This window comes from Achromobacter animicus, from assembly GCF_040775605.1.
Lineage (GTDB): Bacteria > Pseudomonadota > Gammaproteobacteria > Burkholderiales > Burkholderiaceae_B > Achromobacter > Achromobacter animicus.
The window spans coordinates 802,046-823,678 of sequence record NZ_JAYGJK010000001.1 but is presented as its reverse complement, the minus strand read 5'-3'; the positions used below and the strand labels follow the sequence as shown (position 1 = coordinate 823,678).

At 61.4% G+C, this 21,633-nt stretch carries 12 protein-coding genes, 2 tRNA genes, 4 rRNA genes and 1 other RNA gene; 2 read left to right on the top strand and 17 right to left on the bottom strand.

What is annotated here, in order from left to right:
- Nucleotides 1-28 precede the first annotated feature (28 nt).
- From murD to rnpB, 8 genes are all read right to left on the bottom strand, one after another.
- Entirely contained in the window at nucleotides 29-1,561 is a 1,533-nt protein-coding gene (murD, locus tag AB3147_RS03660) for a UDP-N-acetylmuramoyl-L-alanine--D-glutamate ligase (RefSeq protein WP_367351430.1), read from the bottom strand.
- Nucleotides 1,558-2,727, bottom strand: coding sequence for a phospho-N-acetylmuramoyl-pentapeptide-transferase (gene mraY, locus AB3147_RS03655; RefSeq protein WP_105237357.1), 1,170 nt, complete (start codon nucleotides 2,725-2,727; stop codon nucleotides 1,558-1,560). The genes murD and mraY overlap by 4 nt, the downstream gene beginning before the upstream one ends.
- Nucleotides 2,717-5,572, bottom strand: a complete 2,856-nt coding sequence (gene murF, locus AB3147_RS03650) for a bifunctional UDP-N-acetylmuramoyl-L-alanyl-D-glutamate--2,6-diaminopimelate ligase MurE/UDP-N-acetylmuramoyl-tripeptide--D-alanyl-D-alanine ligase MurF (protein ID WP_367351429.1) — start codon at nucleotides 5,570-5,572, stop codon at nucleotides 2,717-2,719. The genes mraY and murF overlap by 11 nt, the downstream gene beginning before the upstream one ends.
- The gene (locus tag AB3147_RS03645) at nucleotides 5,569-7,299 is read right to left on the bottom strand and encodes a peptidoglycan D,D-transpeptidase FtsI family protein (RefSeq protein WP_175125648.1); all 1,731 of its coding nucleotides are present in this window, start codon (nucleotides 7,297-7,299) and stop codon (nucleotides 5,569-5,571) included. Before AB3147_RS03645 ends, murF begins: the two co-directional genes overlap by 4 nt.
- A complete protein-coding gene (gene ftsL / locus AB3147_RS03640) occupies nucleotides 7,296-7,589 on the bottom strand; it encodes a cell division protein FtsL (protein WP_056569320.1) in 294 nt (97 codons plus the stop codon). Before ftsL ends, AB3147_RS03645 begins: the two co-directional genes overlap by 4 nt.
- Nucleotides 7,589-8,686, bottom strand: a complete 1,098-nt coding sequence (gene rsmH / locus AB3147_RS03635; protein WP_367351428.1) for a 16S rRNA (cytosine(1402)-N(4))-methyltransferase RsmH — start codon at nucleotides 8,684-8,686, stop codon at nucleotides 7,589-7,591. The genes ftsL and rsmH overlap by 1 nt, the downstream gene beginning before the upstream one ends.
- 7 nt (nucleotides 8,687-8,693) lie before the next feature.
- Nucleotides 8,694-9,122, bottom strand: a complete 429-nt coding sequence (mraZ, locus tag AB3147_RS03630; protein ID WP_056322651.1) for a division/cell wall cluster transcriptional repressor MraZ — start codon at nucleotides 9,120-9,122, stop codon at nucleotides 8,694-8,696.
- A gap of 356 nt (nucleotides 9,123-9,478) precedes the next feature.
- An RNA gene (gene rnpB / locus AB3147_RS03625) (RNase P RNA component class A) lies at nucleotides 9,479-9,884 on the bottom strand.
- A 119-nt stretch (nucleotides 9,885-10,003) separates the two neighbouring features.
- On the opposite strand from rnpB, the gene AB3147_RS03620 reads away from it, so the two are divergent.
- A complete protein-coding gene (locus tag AB3147_RS03620) occupies nucleotides 10,004-11,830 on the top strand; it encodes an ATP-binding cassette domain-containing protein (RefSeq protein ID WP_367351427.1) in 1,827 nt (608 codons plus the stop codon).
- 103 nt (nucleotides 11,831-11,933) lie between these two features.
- Here AB3147_RS03620 and pyrC read toward each other — a convergent pair whose 3' ends face one another.
- On the bottom strand, nucleotides 11,934-13,013 hold the full coding sequence (gene pyrC / locus AB3147_RS03615; RefSeq protein ID WP_175139424.1) for a dihydroorotase: 1,080 nt from the start codon (nucleotides 13,011-13,013) through the stop codon (nucleotides 11,934-11,936).
- Nucleotides 13,009-14,202 (bottom strand): M20 aminoacylase family protein, encoded by a 1,194-nt coding sequence (locus tag AB3147_RS03610; RefSeq protein ID WP_056569330.1) that lies wholly within the window; start codon nucleotides 14,200-14,202, stop codon nucleotides 13,009-13,011. Before AB3147_RS03610 ends, pyrC begins: the two co-directional genes overlap by 5 nt.
- Nucleotides 14,203-14,349: 147 nt before the next feature.
- Between AB3147_RS03610 and AB3147_RS03605 the strand changes: the two genes are divergently transcribed.
- On the top strand, nucleotides 14,350-14,628 hold the full coding sequence (locus AB3147_RS03605; RefSeq protein WP_006217453.1) for an SWIB/MDM2 domain-containing protein: 279 nt from the start codon (nucleotides 14,350-14,352) through the stop codon (nucleotides 14,626-14,628).
- A gap of 470 nt (nucleotides 14,629-15,098) precedes the next feature.
- Here AB3147_RS03605 and AB3147_RS03600 read toward each other — a convergent pair whose 3' ends face one another.
- From AB3147_RS03600 to AB3147_RS03570, 7 genes are all read right to left on the bottom strand, one after another.
- Complete coding sequence (locus tag AB3147_RS03600; RefSeq protein WP_056569333.1) at nucleotides 15,099-15,464, bottom strand: DUF4870 family protein; 366 nt, start codon at nucleotides 15,462-15,464, stop codon at nucleotides 15,099-15,101.
- A gap of 161 nt (nucleotides 15,465-15,625) precedes the next feature.
- Nucleotides 15,626-15,738 (bottom strand): 5S ribosomal RNA (gene rrf / locus AB3147_RS03595).
- Between the two features lie 228 nt (nucleotides 15,739-15,966).
- Nucleotides 15,967-16,079 (bottom strand): 5S ribosomal RNA (gene rrf, locus AB3147_RS03590).
- Nucleotides 16,080-16,281: 202 nt separating this feature from the next.
- Nucleotides 16,282-19,166 (bottom strand): 23S ribosomal RNA (locus AB3147_RS03585).
- Nucleotides 19,167-19,463: 297 nt separating this feature from the next.
- Nucleotides 19,464-19,539, bottom strand: a tRNA-Ala gene (locus AB3147_RS03580).
- Between the two features lie 24 nt (nucleotides 19,540-19,563).
- Nucleotides 19,564-19,640: transfer RNA gene (locus AB3147_RS03575), tRNA-Ile, on the bottom strand.
- A gap of 132 nt (nucleotides 19,641-19,772) precedes the next feature.
- Nucleotides 19,773-21,303: ribosomal RNA gene (locus AB3147_RS03570) — 16S ribosomal RNA — on the bottom strand.
- Together the 16S, 23S and 5S rRNA genes with 2 tRNA genes alongside form the textbook arrangement of a ribosomal RNA operon.
- Between the last annotated feature and the right edge of the window lie 330 nt (nucleotides 21,304-21,633).

Sequence of the window (21,633 nt, the reverse complement as noted above, 5' to 3'; positions counted from 1 at the left end):
GAATTCGCCCAGGAGGCGGCGTTGCGGTTCATGCCACCTCTCCACGGTCGCGGGCCAGGTCTTCGACCTCTTCCACGAACACCTGCCCGCGATGCGGGTAATTGCGGAACATGTCCAGGCTGGCGCACGCCGGCGACAACAGCACGGCGTCGCCCGGCTGCGCCAGTTCGGCCGCACCGCGCACGGCGTCGCGCAAGGTCTCGACAGTCAGGCACTCGACGCCGGTCGGCTCCAGCACGCGGCCGATCTCCGGGCCATCCAGGCCGATCAGCATCACCGCGCGCGCATGGCGCGAGACGACGGGAATCAACGGCGAAAAATCCTGGCCCTTGCCTTGGCCGCCAGCGATCAGCACCACGGGCTGGCCCAGGCCTTCCAGCGCGGCCACGGTGGCGCCCACGTTGGTGCCCTTGCTGTCATTGATGTAGTCGACGCCGCCGATGGTGCGCACGAAGGCGGCGCGATGCGGCTCGCCCGCGTAGTCGCGCAGCGCGCGCAGCATGGAGCCCCAGCCCAGATCCAGGCAGCGGGCAAGCTGCAACGCAGCCAGCGCGTTCAGCGCGTTGTGGATACCGCGGATGCGCAACGCGTCCACGGGCATGAGGCGGCTCATGCGGCCCTTGGCGCGCACAGGTTCGGGCGCGTCCTTCTTGCGCCGCGTGGGCGGTGCCGGCTCATCGAAATCGTTGGACTCGCAGGCCGTCAGCCACGCTACGCCCTGTCCCAGTTCAAGGCCCATGTCGCCCACCAGCTCAGGCACATCGCGGCCAAAGCTGCGCACGTTCATGGCGTTCAGCGACGACACCATATCGACGGTCAGCGGATCGTCGCGATTGACGATGGCGATGCGCGCCATCTTCAACAGGCGGCCCTTCGCATCGGCATAGGCCTGCATGCCACCGTGCCAGTCCAGGTGATCCTGGGTCACGTTCAGCACGACGGCCGCATCGGCCATCAGCGTGCGCGTCGTTTCAAGCTGGAAGCTGGACAGTTCAAGCACCCACACCTGCGGCAGCGCGTCCGTGTCCAGCGCGTCCATCAGCGCGGACAGCGCCGCGGGGCTGATGTTGCCGGCAGCGATGACCGTCAGCCCGCTGGCTTCGACCAGTTGCCGCGTCAGCGCGGTGACGGTGGTCTTGCCATTGGTGCCGGTCACGGCAAGCAGACGCGGGCGATACTCGCGATCGGCGGCCAGATCCGCCAGCGCGCGGGCAAACAGTTCGATCTCGCCGACGATTTCAATGCCGCGGGCCTCGGCCTCGCGCAGCACGTCGGCGGCGGGCGCCTGCGTGGGCGCCAGACCCGGGCTCAACACGACCTGCGACACGCCATCCAGCAGATCGGTGGCAAACGATTCGTCGCAGCCCAGCCGGTACTCCACTTCGTTTTGCGCCAACGCTTCGCGCAGCGCGGCCAGGCCTCCCGGTTCCGCGCGCGTGTCGGCCACGCGCAAGCGGGCGCCCAGGCGGGCGCACCAGCGTGCGGCAGCGACGCCCGTCTCGCCCAATCCGAGGATCAGCACGAGCGGCGCGTCAGCGCGGGAGGATTCCATCATGTTCATCGCAACTTCAGCGTAGAGAGGCCAATCAGCACCAGCATCATGCTGATGATCCAGAAACGCACGACCACCTGGGTTTCCTTCCAGCCGCCCACTTCAAAGTGATGATGCAACGGGGCCATTCGGAAAATGCGTCGACCTGTTCCATAACGTCGCTTCGTGTACTTGAACCAGGTCACCTGGATCATCACCGAAAGCGTCTCGACGACGAACACGCCGCCCATGATGAACAGCACGATTTCCTGGCGCACGATGACCGCAATCGTGCCCAACGCACCGCCCAACGCAAGCGCGCCGACGTCGCCCATGAACACTTGCGCCGGATACGCGTTGAACCATAAAAATGCGAGCCCCGCGCCCCCGATCGCCGCGCACAGCACCATCAATTCCGATGCGCCGGGGATGTACGGAAACAGCAGGTACTTCGAATAGTCCACGCGACCGACCACGTAGGCGAAGATGCCCAGCGCGCTGCCGACCATCACGGTGGGCATGATGGCCAGGCCATCCAGGCCATCGGTCAGATTCACGGCGTTGCTGGTGCCGACGATCACAGCCCAGGTCAGCGCCACGAAACCCAGCACGCCCAGCGGATAGCTCACGGTCTTGAAAAACGGGACGATCAGGTCGGCACGCGTCGGCAGCGCCATCGTGAAGCCGCTGCCCACCCAGGCCTTGAACAGGGGCCAGAGTTCGGTGTTGGCGGGCGCGGACACCGCGAACGCCAGATACACCGCAGCCACCATGCCGATGGTGGCTTGCCAGAAGAATTTTTGACGCGCCGGCATGCCTTCGGGATCGCGATAGACCACCTTGCGGTAGTCGTCACGCCAGCCGATCCAGCCAAACCCGAAGGTCACCAGCAGCACGACCCACACGAAGCGATTCGTCCAATCCGCCCACAGCAAGGTGCTGATGGCGATGGAGATCAGGATCAACACGCCGCCCATGGTCGGCGTGCCGGTCTTGACCAGATGCGATTCGGGACCGTACGTGCGCACAGCCTGGCCGATCTTCATTTCGGTCAGCTTGCGGATGACGCGCGGACCGGCCACCAGGCCGATCACCAGCGCCGTCGCGCACGCCAGCACGGCGCGCAGCGTGATGTATTCGAACACGCCCAGCGCGCGCACATCATCGGAAAGCAGGCGGGCGATCTCAAGCAGCATGCTGCTCTCCCTGCCCTGCGGCTGCCGTACCGTCATTCAAAGAAAAAGCCGTCACTACCCGCTCCATGCGCATAAAGCGCGATCCTTTTACCAATACGCAGGACGGGCGCAAGCCGCGCAAGGCGGCAACGACTTCGTCTACCGATGCGCAGGCGTGCGCGCCAGCGCCGAATGCGGCAGCTGCCGCCCGGCTGGCTTCGCCTAGCGTGATGAATGCGTCGAGCCCATGCTCGCGCGCGTAATTGCCCACCTCGACGTGCATGGCGGGGCCGTTGTCCCCGACTTCGCCCATGTCGCCCAAGACCAGGACGCGCGTGCCGCCGATGCGCGCAAGCACGTCGATGGCTGCGCGGACCGAATCGGGGTTGGCATTGTAGGTGTCATCGATGAGCAACGTTCCGTCACCCATTCGCTTGTGCTGCATGCGGCCGGCCACCGGGCTGAATCCCGCCAGCGCACGCACCGCGATCTCGAGCGGCGCGCCCGCTGCAATGGCGCTGGCGATGGCGGCCAGCGCGTTGCGCAGGTTGTGCAATCCCGCCACCGGCAGCGTCAGATCGGCAACGCCGACCGGCGTCACGACACGGCAGCGCGTGGCGTCGACTTCCGCGATGATCTGTTCCGCATAGACGTCCAGGCCGGGCTGCAGGCCGAACCGCAGCACGCGGCGCGGCGCGGCCAACGCGTCCCAGATGGCTGCGTAGGGCTCGTCTCCGGGATACACGGCGACGCCATCGGCCGGCAATGCGGCAATCGCGGCGCCGTTCTCATGCGCGACCGCTTCGACGGTGTGCATGAATTCCTGGTGCTCGCGCTGCGCATTCGTGACCAGCGCCACGGTAGGCGCGGCAATGGCGGCAAGCTGCGCAATTTCACCGGGGTGGTTCATGCCCAGTTCGAACACGGCGGCGCGATGACCCGCGCGCAGGCGCAGCAAGGTCAGCGGCACGCCGATGTCGTTGTTCAGGTTGCCGGCTGTGGCCAGGCGCCCCGCGTCGCCCTGCCATTCGGCGAGCATTGCGGAGATCATTTCCTTGGTGGTCGTCTTGCCGTTGCTGCCGGTCACCGCCACCACGGGCAGCACGAACCGGGCACGCCAGGCGGCGCCGATGCGCGTCAGCGCCACGCGCGTATCGCCCACGACAAGCTGCGGCAATCCGGCATCGGCAATCTGGTGCGCGACGAGCGCCGCGCAAGCGCCGCGCGAAGCTGCCTGATCCAGGTAGTCGTGCGCGTCGAAATTCTCGCCCACCAGCGCGACGAAGAGTTCGCCTTCGCCGATGCGGCGCGTATCGGTGGACACGCCGGGCGTCTGCTGCAGCAGCAGCGCCACGCGCGCCCATTCCCGATCGTCGAAAGGCAGCTTCTCGCCACCGATGTCCTGATAGGTTTCGTGACCCTTGCCGGCCAGCAGCACCACGTCTTCCGGCGACGCCGCCCAGATGGTCTGCAAGATGGCGCGCGCGCGATCGACCTGCACGTCGGCATGCGCCGCTTCGGGCACGCCGGCCAGGATCTGCTGGACGATCGCCTCGGGCGATTCGGTGCGCGGGTTGTCGCTGGACACCACCACGTGGTCGGCCAGCTCCGCGGCAATGGCGCCCATCACCGGACGCTTGCCCGGATCGCGCTCACCGCCGCAGCCGAACAGGCAGATCAGGCGGCCGGAACGCGCCGTGGCTACGGCACGCAGCGCCAGCAGCGCACGGGACAACGCGTCCGGCGTGTGGGCGTAGTCCACCACCACCAGCGGACCGCGTGCCGTATGGGCTGGCAAGCTCACTGCCGGTTCCACGGTTTGCAAACGGCCATCGACGGGATCCGTCGCCGCCAGTTCACGCGCAATCTGCGCAAACGGCAGGCCCAGCTTGTACAGCACGCCCGCGACCAGCAGCAGGTTCGAAACGTTGTGCGCGCCCAAGAGGCGCGTCACGATCTGGGCTTCGCCATGCGGCGACACCAGCGTAAAGATCTGGCCTTGCGACGTTGCCTGCAAGTCCCGCGCACGCATGGCGGCCGGAATTTCAGGATCGTCGCTCAGGCTGTAACCCATCGGCGTCACGCCGTCCGGCAGGCTGGCCAGCATCCGCCGCCCGGCTTCATCGTCGGCGTTGATCACCGCGGCGGTCAGGCCGGGCCAGCGGAAGAGGCGCGCCTTGGCCGCTTCGTAGCGCTCCATCGTGACGTGATAGTCCAGATGGTCACGCGTCAGATTCGTGAAGGCGGCCAGCGCCACGCGCACGCCGTCCATGCGGCCCTGCTCGATGCCGATCGACGAGGCCTCCATGGCCACGGCCTTCGCGCCGGCGTCGCGCATCGCGGCCAGCGTGCGGTGCACAGTCAGCACATCCGGCGTCGTCAGGCTGCCGCCCAGCGTCTGGCCGTCGGGCAGCACGGCGCCCAGCGTGCCGATGGTGCCGCAAGCCTTGTCGTTGCGGCTCAGCGCGTGGGCAATCCATTGCACCGACGACGTCTTGCCGTTAGTGCCGGTCACCGCAACCACGGCCAGCGCCGCCGACGGACGGCCATACCAGGTGTCGCCCAGTTCGCCCAGCAGCGAGCGCAGGCCGGTCACCGCAAGCATGGGCGTGCCGGCCGACGCGGCTTGTACGGCATCGGTGGCTGGCGCTTCGAACAGCACGGCGCTGGCGCCCAGCGCCAACGCCTTATCTATATAGAGCCGGCCGTCGCTCGACAGTCCCGGGCAAGCAACGAACACGTCGCCCGGCTCGATGTCGCGCGAGTCCAGCTTGAGATGCGCGGTCAACGACACGCGCTCATGCAACCACGCCACGGTCTCGGCAACCGTGGCGGCAGGGGAAGAGTGGAAGCCGTTGGCGCTCATCTGCCTGGCTCCTTGATACCAGCAACAATCGTGGATTCAAACGGTGCGTCGGGCCGCACCCCCATCAGCCTCAGGCTCCCCCCCACGATATGGGAGAACACGGGCGCGGCAATGGCGCCGCCGTAATAGCCGCCGATCGTCGGTTCGTCGATGGACACGGCCACCACGATCTTGGGATCCGACACCGGGGCAAAACCCACATACGAGCTGCGGTAACGTTGCGTGCTGTACTTGCCGTCCACGATCTTGCGCGCGGTGCCGCTCTTGCCCGCCACGCGGTAGCCCTGCACCTGCGCGGCCTTCGTGCCATCGGGGCCGGTGGCGGCCTCCAGCATGGCGCGCACCAGCGCGGTCGTCTTGGGCGTGTAGATCTTGACGCTGGTCGGATCGCTATCGCGCTTGACCAGCGTCAGCGACACCATGTCGCCGTTACGTGCAAAAACGGTATAGGCGCGCGCCACTTGCAGCAGCGACACGGACAGGCCGTAGCCGTAGGCCATCGTGGCCTTTTCGATCAAGCGCCAGCGTTCCCACGGACGCAGACGGCCGGGCGCGGCGCCGGGGAATCCCACCTGCGGCGCCTGGCCGAGACCCAATTCGGTGAAGCGGTCCCACATTTCACGGGATTCCAGCTTCTCGGAGATCATCGTCATGCCGATGTTGCTGGACTTGCGCAGCACGCCCGCCACATCCAGCGTGCCGTTGCGGCTCACGTCGCTGATCGTGCTGCCCTGATACGTGAACCGGCCGTTACCCGTCTCGAACTGCGTCGACGTGCTGATGCGGCCCAGGTCCAGCGCCAGCGCTGCGGTAAAGGGCTTCATGATCGAGCCCGGCTCGAACGTATCCGTGATCGCCTGGTTGCGCAGGTTGGCGCCATGGAAGGTTTCGCGGTTGTTCGGATCGAAGGTCGGCACGTTGGCCAGCGCCAGGATCTCGCCCGTGTGCACATCCACCACCACGGCCGTCGCACCCTTGGCGCGGTGCTTGTCCATGGCGTCCTTCAGTTCCTTGAACACCAGGTACTGCAGGCGCGTGTCAATGGACAGGCGCAAGTCCCGGCCATCAACCGGCAACGTGACGGCCTGCACGTCTTCGATGACGCGGCCCAGCCGATCCTTGATGACACGGCGGCTTCCCGGTCGGCCCGACAACTGCTGGTTGAACGTCAGCTCGACGCCTTCCTGCCCCTGGTCCTCGACACTATTGAAGCCCACCACGTGGGCCATCACGTCGCCGTCCGGGTAGTAGCGGCGGGTTTCGGGCTGCTGGTGCACGCCCGGCAAGCCCAGCTGTTTGATCTTGTCGGCCACGTCCATCGAGACCTGGCGCTTCAGGTACACGAAGTTCTTGTCCTCATCGACGAGGCGGCGGCGCAGATCGCCCGCCGGCGTGTCCAGCAGCTTGGCCAGCGAATCCAGCTGCGCGGGCGTGGCCTGCTTCACGTCTTCGGGAATCGCCCAGATGGCGCGCGCCGGCACACTCGAGGCCAGCACCGCACCATTACGGTCCATGATCTTGCCGCGCGTGGCGGCCAGCGTCAGCGTGCGCTCGTAGCGGCGCTCGCCCTGCTGCTGCAGGAATTCCGTCGACAATCCTTGCAGGAACAGCGCGCGGCCGGCCAGCACGGTAAACCCGCCAAACAGCAGGATCAGCACCAGGCGGGCGCGCCACGTAGGCAAGCTTCCGCGCAGCACGGGATTGTCGAAGAAGGGCACGCGCTTCATTGCGTGCCTCCGGCGGCCGCGGGCACGGGCGCCTGATTCATATAGAGCGTACGGTCGGGGACGATGGGAATCATCTTCAGACCGTCGCGCGCAATGGCGTCGACCCGCGCATTGCGGGCCAGCTCGGCGCGCTCAAGCTGCAGGCGCCGCCAGTTGGTTTCGAGGTCGCGCGCATGCGCCTGATCGCGGCCCAGCTCCACGAAGAGCTGGCGCGACTGATACCGGCTGGTGACCAGGGAAATGGCCGACAGCATCAGCAAAGCCGCAACGATCAGGTTGACGCGACCCATCAGCGGCGCCCTCCCTTGCCGCCACGCCGGGACGGCGGGGCGAGGTCGCTGCCGGGCAGCGAACCGATCTTCACAAATGCAAAGCCGCCCTCAGCGGGCAGCGGCGTTTCCGTACGTTCAGCCGCGCGCAGGATGGCGGAACGGGCGCGGGCGTTGGTCGAGACTTCGTCGTCCTCGGCCACGACCTTGCCCAGGGATCGCACAACGGGTTGGGGCATTTCTCTTTCGCGCAGGGGCAGGCGTGCATGCGCAGCAGCCGGCCTGGCCGCCGCCGCGATGCACTGCTTGACCATGCGGTCTTCAAGTGAATGAAAGCTGATCACCGCCAACCTCCCCCCCGGGGCAAGCAGGTCTAAAGCTGACGCGAGGGTGCGCGCGAGCTCTTCGAGTTCCCGATTGATGTAAATCCGTAAAGCTTGAAAGGTGCGTGTGGCCGGATGTTGCCCCTTTTCGCGCGTGCGGACGGCGCTGGCGACGCACTCGGCAAGCTCGAGCGTGGTGCGCAGCGGCCTTGTTGCGCGGCGAGCAGCAATCGCCTTTGCAACCTGAAAAGCAAACCGTTCTTCGCCATAATCCGCTATGACCTCCCGCATCTCATCCACACTGGCTTGCGCCAGCCAATCCGCCACCGTGGGACCACGAGTGGTGTCCATCCGCATATCGAGCGGGCCGTCTCGCATGAACGAGAAACCGCGCTCGGCATCGTCGATCTGAGGCGACGAAACGCCCAGATCCAGCATCACGCCATCGACCTTGCCGATGCCGCGCTGCTGCAATTCTTCGGCCATGGTGGCAAAGCCCCCATGCACCACAGTGACCCGCGCATCCTCGGCCGCCAGCGCGTTGGCGACCGCAATGGCTTGCGGGTCCTTGTCAAACACGACCAGCCGGGCGTGCTTGCCCAACCGGCCAAGCAACTCGCGGCTGTGGCCGCCCCGGCCGAAAGTGCCGTCTACGAAGACGCCGCTTTCGATTCGCGTAGCCACATCCTGCCCATCCTGCGGCTGCGACCGTGCCGCGCCCTTGCCGCCGAAACCGGGCAGCAAAAGCGCGTCCACCGTCGGCGCCAGGAGGACGGGCCGATGTTCGAATTCCATAACTCTTTCAGAACGAAAACTGGTTCAACACGTCCGGCATACCCTTGGCCAAGTCTTCAGCCTCTCGGCTAGCCAGGGTAGCGGCGTCCCACAGCTCGAAGTGAGAGCCCAGACCGAGCAGCATCACATCGCGCGTCATACCGGAAGCGTTGCGCAGTTCAGGAGCGATCAGGACCCGGCCGGAGCCGTCCAGTTCCACGTCCTGAGCGTTGCCCAGCAACAGCCGCTGCAGCGCGCGGGCCGTCATCGGAAAAGCGGCGATCTGCTCGCGCTTCTTTTCCCACTCCGGTCGCGGATACACCAGCAGGCAGCCGTCGGGATGGCGGGTCAGGGTCAGCCGGCCTTCGGCCTGCGACATGAGCGCGTCACGATGCCGGGTCGGAATGGAGATCCGTCCCTTGGCATCCAGCGTGAGCGCGCTGCTTCCCTGAAACACCACATTTACCCCACTTAATTGCACAATTTCCTACTATTTCCCACTCTACGGTATGGGAAAGGGGCGGTCAAGCGAGCGGTTGCAATTTTTTCAATCACAACAAGGACTTAGATCAACTTGTAAATTCGCAAAAAGAAAAACCTCCCAATAAATCAGGAGGTTGCGACATACTCTAAAAGTCCTACTTAAGAAGTAGCGCCTAACGATTGCGGTTTACCGCCTGGGGCTGGGTCGATCCCTCCCGTTGGCGAGGCTTCCCGCCAAAAGGGCGACCCTGGAAGTGGCAATCAACTGGCGCGGTGGGCGCCAGACGGCCGCGCGGCCTCGTCCAGATCCGCGCGCGCCGGGAAAATTCAGTGCAAGACGGGTCTATAGGCCGGATTCTGTACACCAGGTTGCCCCGGCGGACGATCATTCCTCTGCGCGGATCATTGCTGAGCCGCTCTAGCCATCTACCCGCATGCTCGGACGGAGCCGCCCTTCACGGCCGTGAGGCCGCACGCATGCCTATTTGATGTTGCTCCGGATAGAGGTTGCCGCGTTTCACCCTGCGATGCCGCCGCCCGTTGCCGGACGGCGCAATACGGAGATGGCCGTATCAGTGCGCGCATAGCGCGCCCGCGCCGCAGTCTCGTCTCTGTGGTCCTATTCCTCAGCCATGCCCGAAGACACGACCGGACGGCCGTTAGCCGTTACCCTGCCCTGTGGAGTCCGGACCTTCCTCGATGGGCTTGCACCCACCGCGATCGTCCGACCCATCTTGCAGTGCGTATTCTATTACAGCCGTCCGCTCTGTCCCCAGGGCGCCCGCGAGAACCGCGGGGCGGGTTCCTGCGACAATACGCGCTGATCCGCTTAGATGCCGCAGACACCAACACTACATGGCCCTCGAAACTCTCATCACCCTGACCGACGTCCAGCTCGCATATGGGCACCATCCACTGCTGGACCATGCCGACTTCGCCATCCAGTCCGGCGAGCGCATCGGCCTTATCGGCCGCAACGGCGCAGGGAAGTCCTCGCTCCTCAGACTGCTCGACGGCCGCACGCAGCCCGACGACGGCGCAATTGCGCGCAGCTCGAGTCTGCGAGTGGCCACCGTCGAACAGGAACCCGAGCTCGACGACAACGCCACTGTCTTTGACGTCGTATGCAATGCAGATGGCGACCACGAAGACTGGCAGCGCCCCTCGCGCGCGCGCGCCGTCATCGAAAAGCTGGGCCTGCCCGCCGACGTGCAGATCGCCGGCCTGTCCGGCGGCACGCGTAAGCGCGTCGCGCTTGCCCGCGCCCTGATCGACGAGCCGGATCTGTTGCTGCTCGACGAGCCCACCAACCATCTGGACTTCGAAGGCATCGCCTGGCTGGAAGACATGCTGCGCGCCTGGAAAGGCGCCGCAGTCATCATCACCCACGATCGCCGGTTCCTGGACGCCGTCACCACTCGCATCGTCGAACTCGATCGCGGACGCCTCCTGAGCTTCCCGGGCAACTTCTCGCAGTGGCAGGAGCGCAAGGCCCAATGGCTCGAGTCCGAAAGGCTCGAGCAGGCGCGTTTCGACAAACTGCTGGCACAGGAAGAAGTCTGGATCCGCAAGGGCGTGGAAGCCCGCCGCACCCGCAATGAAGGCCGGGTGCGTCGCCTGGAAAGCCTGCGCGTGCAGCGCGCCGAACGCCGCGAGCGCGTGGGCAATGTGTCGCTGGCGCTGGCCGAAGGCCAACGCTCCGGCAAACTCGTGGCCGAACTCGATCACGTCAGCAAGCGCTTCGGCGACAAGATCGTAGTCGACGACTATTCCACAACCCTTCTGCGCGGCGACCGCATCGGCATCATCGGCCCCAACGGCGCAGGCAAGACCACACTGCTCAAGCTCATCCTGGGTGAACTGCAGCCCGATAGCGGCACGACGCGCCTGGGCACCAACGTCGCCGTCGCCTACTTCGACCAGATGCGCGCGCAGCTCGACGAAAACGCTTCGCTCGTCGACATCATCAGTCCGGGGAGCGAATGGGTCGAGATCGGCGGCGTGCGCAAGCATGTGATGACCTACCTGGGCGATTTTCTCTTCTCGCCGGCGCGCGCCGGATCACCGGTGCGCAGCCTGTCCGGCGGCGAACGCGCGCGCCTGCTGCTGGCGCGGCTCTTTGCCCGGCCGGCCAACGTGCTGGTGCTGGACGAGCCCACCAACGATCTGGACATCGAAACGCTGGAGTTGCTGGAAGAACTGCTGCAGGAATACGCAGGCACCGTGCTGCTCGTCAGCCACGATCGCGCCTTCCTCAACAACGTGGTCACGCAGACGATCGCCTACGAAGGCGACGGCCACTGGCGCGATTACGTGGGCGGCTACGACGAATGGGTCGCACAGCGCCCGGCGCCTGTCGCTCCGCAGGCTGAGGCCGACAAGGCCGCGAAACCCGCCGACGACGGCGCCGCACGAGCAAAGGCGGCGCGGCCCAAGCCTGCGAAGGCTGGCAAGATCAACGCCTGGGACCTGCGCGAACTCGAAGGGCTGCCGGACGCGATTGCCGCGCTCGAAGCGAAGCAAGCTGAATTGGCCGGCCAACTTGCTGACGGCAGCCTTTACCGCGATGCGCCGGCCGAGGTCGACCGCATCAACGGCGAACTGGCCAAGCTCGAAAATGAACTCGAAGAGAAGTTTGCGCGCTGGGAACTGCTGGAAGCGCGGCGCGATGGCACGCTTTGACGTGACTGCTATATATAGATAGTCCGCGCGGCGGAAAAAAGGGGTGAACGGCACAGCCGCTCACCCCTTTTTCATTTGCATGCGGCGCCAGCCGCGATCGTCCTCAGACGTGAGCGCGCCACTCCAGCGCCTCGCCCGCCGCCAGCGGGACCAGCGTCGTGTTGCCGAACGCCAACTCTTCCGGCACCTGATAGGTCTCGCGCGACAGCGTCAACGTGCCGGTATTGCGAGGCAGACCGTAGAAGTCGGGGCCATGGAAGCTGGCAAACCCTTCCAGCTTGTCGAGCTTGCCGGCGGCCTCGAACGCGGTCGCATAAAGCTCCATGGCATGCAATGCGGTGTAGCAGCCAGCACAGCCGCAGGCGTGTTCCTTCAGACCGCGCGCGTGCGGCGCGCTATCCGTGCCCAGAAAAAAACGCGGGCTGCCGCTGGTCGCCGCCTCGACCAGCGCAAGACGGTGCGTCTCGCGCTTCAAAATCGGCAGGCAATACCAGTGGGGCCGCACGCCGCCCTGGAAGATGGCATTGCGGTTGTAGAGCATGTGCTGCGGTGTGATCGTCGCGGCAATCGGACCTTCCGCATCGCGAACGTACTCCGCGCCTTCCTTGGTCGTGATGTGTTCGAACACGACCTTCAGGGCGGGGAAGGCGCGCCGCAACGGCTTCATCACACGCTCCACGAAAATGGCTTCGCGATCGAACACGTCAATCGACGGATCCGTCACTTCGCCATGCACCAACAGCGGCATACCGCATTTCTGCAGGGCTTCCAGCGCCTTCGTGCATTTGCCCAGCAGATCGGTCACGCCCGCGTCCGAGTTGGTCGTGGCGCCGGCGGGATACAGCTTGACGGCGTAGACATGGCCCGACTCATGCGCGCACACAATCTCTTCAGCGGGCGTGTTGTCAGTCAGGTACAGCGTCATCAGGGGCGTGAACGACGCCGGATTGACGCCCGACTTGCCAAGCGCTTCCAGGATGCGGCCTCGATAGGCCAAAGCCTGTTCCGTCGTCGTGACCGGCGGCTTCAGGTTCGGCATGATGATTGCGCGCGCGAACTGGCGCGCCGTATCGCCGACCACGGCTTCAAGCGCCGCGCCATCGCGCAAATGCAGATGCCAGTCGTCAGGGCGGGTGATGGTGAGTTGAGTCGTGCTTTGAGTAGACATGGAAGGCTTCTTAATCTGCCAGCGGCATGCCCCGTTCAGCAAGCGCGCAGAACATCGCACTGCCCAGGGGTATGACGGCATCGTTGAAATCGAAATGCGGGTTGTGCAGCAGGCAACCGGAATCGGCGCCGCCTTGGCCAAGACGGAAGTAGGCGCCCGGCTTGGCCTGCAACATGAATGAAAAGTCTTCGGAACCCATCGAGGGTACCAGGTCGCGCACCACGTTTTCCTTGCCGATCATCTCGGTCGCGATGTCGGCCACCAGGTTGGCGTGCTGCGGCGTATTCAGCGTCGCGGGGTAGATGCGCTCGTACACCACTTCAGCGGTGCCGCCAAAAGCGCCGGCAATGGCACTCACCAGCTCGCGCATGCGCGTCTCGACCATCTCCTGCACGGACTTGCGAAACGTGCGCACCGTGCCCACCATGCGCGCCTCGCGCGGAATCACGCTCATCGCGCCCGGATGCCCGGCCTGCACCGACCCGATCGACAGCACCGCCGAATCCAGCGGATTCACATTGCGCGATACGATGGTCTGCAACGCGGTGATGATCTGACCCGCGATCGTTACCGGATCGATCGTCTGATAGGGATGCGCACCGTGACCGCCCCGCCCCGTGATCAGGATCTCGAAGCGATCGGCCGCCGCCATCATCGGTCCGGGGTTGATGCCGATCGTGCCAGGTTTGAGGCCCGGCCAGTTGTGCAAGGCATAGATCGCATCGCAAGGGAACGTGTCGAACAAACCGTCTTCCAGCATGGCGCGCGCACCGCCGCGTCCTTCTTCGGCCGGCTGGAAAATCAACACCGCCGTGCCGTCGAAGTTGCGGGTCTGCGCCAGGTACTTCGCCGCGCCGATCAGCACTGCGGTATGACCATCGTGCCCGCATCCGTGCATCAGTCCCGGCTTGGTCGACTTGTGGCCGAACGTGTTGTCTTCCGTCATGGGCAGCGCGTCCATGTCGGCCCGCAATCCAATCATGCGGCCGCTGTCGCAGCGCTTGCCGCGGATCACGCCCACCACGCCCGTCTTACCGATACCGCGGTGCACTTCGATGCCCAACGCTTCCAGCGCACCCGCGACGATGCCGGACGTTCTGACCTCTTCAAAACCGAGTTCTGGATGGGCATGCAAATCGCGCCGGAGCGCCGTCAATTCGTCATGAAAAAGCCGAATCGATTCCAACGGAGAACGTGCGTACATAGGACGTTACAGAATGACGTGAGAGAGGGGACAGTCGGTGCATTTTAGTTGCTACAGAGGATAAATGCCTTTGTCTTTAGTGTAGAGACACGTTATGCTCCGGCCGCAGGACAATTTTTCCAACAGCCAGAGAAGGAGCGCCGCATTATGGCCACAACCTCCAAACCCGCGACCGCGCGCAAGCCGAACGCTGCATTCATGAAGCCGCTGACCCCCAGCGCCGAATTGGCCGCTGTCATCGGCTCGGAAGCCGTGCCGCGTACCGAGGTCACCAAGAAGATCTGGGAATACATCAAGAAGCACAACCTGCAAGATGCCAGCAACAAGCGCAACATCAACGCCGATGCCAAGCTGCGCCCGATCTTCGGCAAGGATCAGGTCACGATGTTCGAACTGACCAAACTGGTCAACGCACATCTGAAGTAAGCAGGCAAAGGGCGTACGGCGTACGTCCCTGCCTTTGGATTGTCGCGACGCCCTGGCTTACGGCCGGGCGAGCTCGACGCCACCAAGCAAGCCCCCTCCTCGCAGTTCCCCATTGCCACGTCCGTGGACATCCCCGCCCGATTTCAATAGCGACGCTCTCGCCTGATCGTCAGCGCTGGTGCGCCTTTGCAAGCCGACAAGCTGCATGCTCACGCACTTCAATGGCCCCTCCGGCACACGCGACGTCGATAGGCGCACGCGCCGCCTCTGAATGCGTCCTGCGCGTCGCACTCAACTAAATCGAGCTCAGCGCCCCGCTCCTAAACGAGGCGCCCGCCCGCGTCCTTTCCGATTCCATTGAGTGCACACGCGAGCCAAGAACCATCCGCGCGCATGTTCTCGCGCGTCACACGAGGCGCATGCAAAAAGGCCGGCATCACTGCCGGCCTTTCCGAGGGTACAGCCTGGACTCAGGCGTAAGACGTGGGCGCAGTGCCTTCCAGCAGCGACAGCCAACCGCGTATCAGGCGATACAGCACCCACACAATGGTTGCCGCCACGCCGATCCAGCCGATGAAGATGAGCGTCGCGATCCCACTGATGGCAAGCCACAGCAACGCCCACCAGAACGTACGCAGCAGCCAGTCGAAATGGCCGGCGTAGACGGTGCCGGCCGCGTCAGACCGCTTGAGGTACATGAGCACAACAGCCGCGATCGTGGCAATGCCCAGAAATCCACTCGTCAGAAAGCCCAAGGCATACAAGCCATAGGCCACGTGGGTCAACGTGCGAAGGTCCAATGTCGTACCGGGCACGGGGGTCTGGGGATCACTCACGATAACGCTCCAACGAATTGACTCGAACAATCTTACCGCACAAAGCCACCCCGCCCACGCGCGTTGTTATTTGGGCACATTCAGCATTGGCGCGGCTTGCAGGCCAGTGACGCACCAAAGACAAAGCCCCACCGGGTACCGGTGGGGCTTTGAGGATAAGAGCTTGACGATGACCTACTTTCACAGACGTCCGTCCACTATCATCGGCGCAAAGGCGTTTCACTGTCCTGTTCGGGATGGGAAGGAGTGGTACCACCTTGCTATGGTCGTCAAGCGTAGCTGCTTGAGCAATTGACGCCAGGGTCAATCGTTCGAATCTTGGGTCTTACTTAAGTGCCGCTTTGACACTGTTGGGCACTACGGTTTACTGCAATGGGACCTGGCGCTTACAGCCGCGGAAGGGTTCGCGCCAATCGCGCAATCAACCTCCAGCGCAACGGCCTGGTCTCTCACTAAAGACAAAACCCCGCAGGGGATACCTGCGGGGTTTTGAGCAATAAAAGCCTGACGATGACCTACTTTCACAGACGTCCGTCCACTATCATCGGCGCAAAGGCGTTTCACTGTCCTGTTCGGGATGGGAAGGAGTGGTACCACCTTGCTATGGTCGTCAGGCGTAACTGGTTGAGCGGTTGCGGTTCAGGCAACTGCTCCAATCTTGGAAGAAGCGCAACGTGTGGCGATCAGAGCGTTAGGGCTCGATGATCGACGCACAGTGGGTGTAATTGTGTTGGCTGGCTGCTGACGGTGCAGCCAGTATTTTGTATTGAACGACACTTGGAACGCCATATCACCAGGTCATAACCATCAGTGTTATAGGATCAAGCCTCACGGGCAATTAGTATCGGTTAGCTTAACGCATTACTGCGCTTCCACACCCGACCTATCAACGTCCTGGTCTCGAACGACCCTTCAGGGGGATCAAGTCCCCGGGATACCTAATCTTCAGACGAGTTTCCCGCTTAGATGCCTTCAGCGGTTATCTCTTCCGTACTTAGCTACCCGGCAATGCCATTGGCATGACAACCGGTACACCAGAGGTACGTCCACTCCGGTCCTCTCGTACTAGGAGCAGGCTCCGTCAAGTATCCAACGCCCACGGCAGATAGGGACCAAACTGTCTCACGACGTTTTAAACCCAGCTCACGTACCTCTTTAAATGGCGAACAGCCATACCCTTGGGACCGGCTACAGCCCCAGGATGAGATGAGCCGACATCGAGGTGCCAAACACCGCCGTCGATATGAACTCTTGGGCGGTATCAGCCTGTTATCCCCAGAGTACCTTTTATCCGTTGAGCGATGGCCCTTCCATTCAGAACCACCGGATCACTATGTCCTGCTTTCGCACCTGTTCGACTTGTCAGTCTCACAGTCAAGCACGCTTATGCCATTGCACTATCAGCACGATTTCCGACCGTACCTAGCGTACCTTCGAACTCCTCCGTTACACTTTGGGAGGAGACCGCCCCAGTCAAACTGCCCACCATGCACTGTCCCCGATCCGGATAACGGACCAAGGTTAGAACCGCAAACAAACCAGGGTGGTATTTCAAGGATGGCTCCACGTGATCTAGCGACCACGCTTCAAAGCCTCCCACCTATCCTACACAGGCCGGTTCACAGTCCAATGCAAAGCTACAGTAAAGGTTCATGGGGTCTTTCCGTCTAGCCGCGGGTAGATTGCATCATCACAAACACTTCAACTTCGCTGAGTCTCAGGAGGAGACAGTGTGGCCATCGTTACGCCATTCGTGCAGGTCGGAACTTACCCGACAAGGAATTTCGCTACCTTAGGACCGTTATAGTTACGGCCGCCGTTTACCGGGGCTTCGATCAAGAGCTTGCACCCCATCACTTAACCTTCCGGCACCGGGCAGGCGTCACACCCTATACGTCGACTTTCGTCTTTGCAGAGTGCTGTGTTTTTAATAAACAGTCGCAGCCACCGATTCTCTGCGACCCCATCATGCTAAGCGCGCAGGCGCTTCACACTACCGGGGTATACCTTCTCCCGAAGTTACGGTATCAATTTGCCGAGTTCCTTCTCCTGAGTTCTCTCAAGCGCCTTGGAATATTCATCCCGTCCACCTGTGTCGGTTTGCGGTACGGTCTCGTACAGCTGAAGCTTAGAGGCTTTTCTTGGAACCACTTCCGATCACTTCGCAAGCAATGCTCGCTCGTGCCATACCCTTGATTTACGCGCCCGGATTTGCCTAAGCGCCATCTTCGATACAGCAACAGGGACATCCAACACCCTGATGATTTTCCGCGATCCGTCCCCCCATCGCACTGTACGACGGTGCTGGAATATTAACCAGCTTCCCATCAGCTACGCATCTCTGCCTCGCCTTAGGGGCCGACTCACCCTGCGCCGATGAACGTTGCGCAGGAAACCTTGGACTTACGGCGAGGGGGCTTTTCACCCCCTTTATCGCTACTCATGTCAGCATTCGCACTTCTGATACCTCCAGCAGCCTTTACAAGCCACCTTCGCAGGCTTACAGAACGCTCTCCTACCGCGTGCACTAAAAGTGCACACCCGCAGCTTCGGTTTATCGCTTAGCCCCGTTACATCTTCCGCGCAGGACGACTCGATCAGTGAGCTATTACGCTTTCTTTAAAGGATGGCTGCTTCTAAGCCAACCTCCTGACTGTCTATGCCTTCCCACTTCGTTTCCCACTTAGCGATAATTTGGGACCTTAGCTGGCGGTCTGGGTTGTTTCCCTCTTGAGTCCGGACGTTAGCACCCGGTGCTCTGTCTCCCAAGCTGTACTTGCGGGTATTCGGAGTTTGCCATAGTTTGGTAAGTCGCCATGACCCCCTAGCTATAACAGTGCTCTACCCCCCGCAGTAATACTTGAGGCACTACCTAAATAGTTTTCGGAGAGAACCAGCTATTTCCAGATTTGTTTAGCCTTTCACCCCTATCCACAGCTCATCCCCTAATTTTTCAACATTAGTGGGTTCGGTCCTCCAGCACGTGTTACCGTGCCTTCAACCTGGCCATGGATAGATCATCTGGTTTCGGGTCTACACCCAGCGACTAATTCGCCCTATTCGGACTCGCTTTCGCTACGGCTTCCCTATTCGGTTAACCTTGCCACTGAATGTAAGTCGCTGACCCATTATACAAAAGGTACGCAGTCACCCCACAAGGAGGCTCCTACTGTTTGTATGCATACGGTTTCAGGATCTATTTCACTCCCCTTCCGGGGTTCTTTTCGCCTTTCCCTCACGGTACTGGTTCACTATCGGTCGATCACGAGTATTTAGCCTTGGAGGATGGTCCCCCCATCTTCAAACAGGATTTCACGTGTCCCGCCCTACTTGTCTTACGCTTAGTTCCACGCACAGAATTTCGTCTACAGGGCTATCACCTGCTACGGCCGGACTTTCCATTCCGTTCGACTATCCTGCGCGCTAAAACGTAAAGGCTCATCCGATTTCGCTCGCCACTACTTTCGGAATCTCGGTTGATTTCTTTTCCTCGAGCTACTGAGATGTTTCAGTTCACCCGGTTCGCTTCCACTAGCCTATGTATTCAGCTAGGGATACTGCATTGCTGCAGTGGGTTTCCCCATTCGGATATCTGCGGATCAAAGCTTGTTTGCCAGCTCCCCGCAGCTTTTCGCAGGCTACTACGTCCTTCATCGCCTGTGATCGCCAAGGCATCCACCATATGCACTTAGTCGCTTGATCCTATAACGCTGTAGGCTATAGGACCTGAGTATTAGCGTTTGTGCCGTTCATAAGTTTCAAAGCAGTCTGAGGCTTATCACCTCAGTCTTGAGAACTTGGAACAAAAAATAATGCAATCACAACCCGTGCCCATCTTCATCAGCAATGCTGATTACTCGATGAACACCTTTTCGTTGTGCTTCTTCCAGATTGTTAAAGAACAAATATAGCTGTTGGGTAAAACCCAACTCATAACACCGTGAGATACGACACTATGAGTTGGCCTCTACATCGCCACCGGCGATCAATGAGAATCAATGGTGGAGGTGAACGGGATCGAACCGATGACATCCTGCTTGCAAAGCAGGCGCTCTCCCAGCTGAGCTACACCCCCATATTCCGCACATCGCGAAATACCTGGTGGGTCTGGTTGGATTCGAACCAACGACCCCCGCCTTATCAAGACGGTGCTCTAACCGACTGAGCTACAGACCCAAAACCTTCTCGGATCAGTAGTCAGGAAGCTGAAGACCCAGGGAAGATTCCCTCGACCCAAGCCTACAACTGATCCCAGCTATATCAAACAACCGATAAGAGTGGACGCTTAACACGAGCACGTAAGCTCTGAAAGGAGGTGATCCAGCCGCACCTTCCGATACGGCTACCTTGTTACGACTTCACCCCAGTCATGAATCCTACCGTGGTAATCGCCCTCCTTGCGGTTAGGCTAACTACTTCTGGTAAAACCCACTCCCATGGTGTGACGGGCGGTGTGTACAAGACCCGGGAACGTATTCACCGCGACATGCTGATCCGCGATTACTAGCGATTCCGACTTCACGCAGTCGAGTTGCAGACTGCGATCCGGACTACGATCGGGTTTCTGGGATTGGCTCCCCCTCGCGGGTTGGCGACCCTCTGTCCCGACCATTGTATGACGTGTGAAGCCCTACCCATAAGGGCCATGAGGACTTGACGTCATCCCCACCTTCCTCCGGTTTGTCACCGGCAGTCTCATTAGAGTGCCCTTTCGTAGCAACTAATGACAAGGGTTGCGCTCGTTGCGGGACTTAACCCAACATCTCACGACACGAGCTGACGACAGCCATGCAGCACCTGTGTTCCGGTTCTCTTGCGAGCACTACCAAATCTCTTCGGCATTCCAGACATGTCAAGGGTAGGTAAGGTTTTTCGCGTTGCATCGAATTAATCCACATCATCCACCGCTTGTGCGGGTCCCCGTCAATTCCTTTGAGTTTTAATCTTGCGACCGTACTCCCCAGGCGGTCAACTTCACGCGTTAGCTGCGCTACCAAGGCCCGAAGGCCCCAACAGCTAGTTGACATCGTTTAGGGCGTGGACTACCAGGGTATCTAATCCTGTTTGCTCCCCACGCTTTCGTGCATGAGCGTCAGTGTTATCCCAGGAGGCTGCCTTCGCCATCGGTGTTCCTCCGCATATCTACGCATTTCACTGCTACACGCGGAATTCCACCTCCCTCTGACACACTCTAGCTCGGTAGTTAAAAATGCAGTTCCAAAGTTAAGCTCTGGGATTTCACATCTTTCTTTCCGAACCGCCTGCGCACGCTTTACGCCCAGTAATTCCGATTAACGCTTGCACCCTACGTATTACCGCGGCTGCTGGCACGTAGTTAGCCGGTGCTTATTCTGCAGGTACCGTCAGTTTCGCGGGGTATTAACCCACGACGTTTCTTTCCTGCCAAAAGTGCTTTACAACCCGAAGGCCTTCATCGCACACGCGGGATGGCTGGATCAGGGTTTCCCCCATTGTCCAAAATTCCCCACTGCTGCCTCCCGTAGGAGTCTGGGCCGTGTCTCAGTCCCAGTGTGGCTGGTCGTCCTCTCAAACCAGCTACGGATCGTCGCCTTGGTGAGCCGTTACCCCACCAACTAGCTAATCCGATATCGGCCGCTCTAATAGTGCAAGGTCTTGCGATCCCCTGCTTTCCCCCGTAGGGCGTATGCGGTATTAGCTACGCTTTCGCGTAGTTATCCCCCGCTACTAGGCACGTTCCGATACATTACTCACCCGTTCGCCACTCGCCACCAGACCGAAGTCCGTGCTGCCGTTCGACTTGCATGTGTAAGGCATCCCGCTAGCGTTCAATCTGAGCCAGGATCAAACTCTTCAGTTTAATCTCTGTATTTGTTTCGTATTCTTGGTCCGGATAAATCCAAACCAGGTCATACGTCGCTACTCAAAGGAAGTGAGGTATGTTCTTAAACTTGACGTCTAAGGTACTTCACTTCTAGTGAGCACTTGATTTCTTGTGCTTGCGATCCAGGCCGAAACCCAAAACGCTGCACTCGCATCAAGCGCCCACACTTATCGGTTGTTTAATTGTTAAAGAGCGGTACTGCTAAATTCTGTACCACTGGTTCCTGCCTTCGACTTCGGCCAACTTCGCTTTCGCGTCGTCGCTGTCGTTGCAGCAGAGAAACGAGATTATGAAGAAGTTTTTATC

Bases quoted from the DNA above. Each gene is read 5' to 3' on its own strand.
- murD (WP_367351430.1), bottom strand. From the start codon at position 1,561: ATGAACATGATGGAATCCTCCCGCGCTGACGCGCCGCTCGTGCTGATC.
- mraY (WP_105237357.1), bottom strand. From the start codon at position 2,727: ATGCTGCTTGAGATCGCCCGCCTGCTTTCCGATGATGTGCGCGCGCTG.
- murF (WP_367351429.1), bottom strand. From the start codon at position 5,572: ATGAGCGCCAACGGCTTCCACTCTTCCCCTGCCGCCACGGTTGCCGAG.
- AB3147_RS03645 (WP_175125648.1), bottom strand. From the start codon at position 7,299: ATGAAGCGCGTGCCCTTCTTCGACAATCCCGTGCTGCGCGGAAGCTTG.
- ftsL (WP_056569320.1), bottom strand. From the start codon at position 7,589: ATGGGTCGCGTCAACCTGATCGTTGCGGCTTTGCTGATGCTGTCGGCC.
- rsmH (WP_367351428.1), bottom strand. From the start codon at position 8,686: ATGGAATTCGAACATCGGCCCGTCCTCCTGGCGCCGACGGTGGACGCG.
- AB3147_RS03620 (WP_367351427.1), top strand. From the start codon at position 10,004: ATGGCCCTCGAAACTCTCATCACCCTGACCGACGTCCAGCTCGCATAT.
- AB3147_RS03610 (WP_056569330.1), bottom strand. From the start codon at position 14,202: ATGTACGCACGTTCTCCGTTGGAATCGATTCGGCTTTTTCATGACGAA.
- AB3147_RS03605 (WP_006217453.1), top strand. From the start codon at position 14,350: ATGGCCACAACCTCCAAACCCGCGACCGCGCGCAAGCCGAACGCTGCA.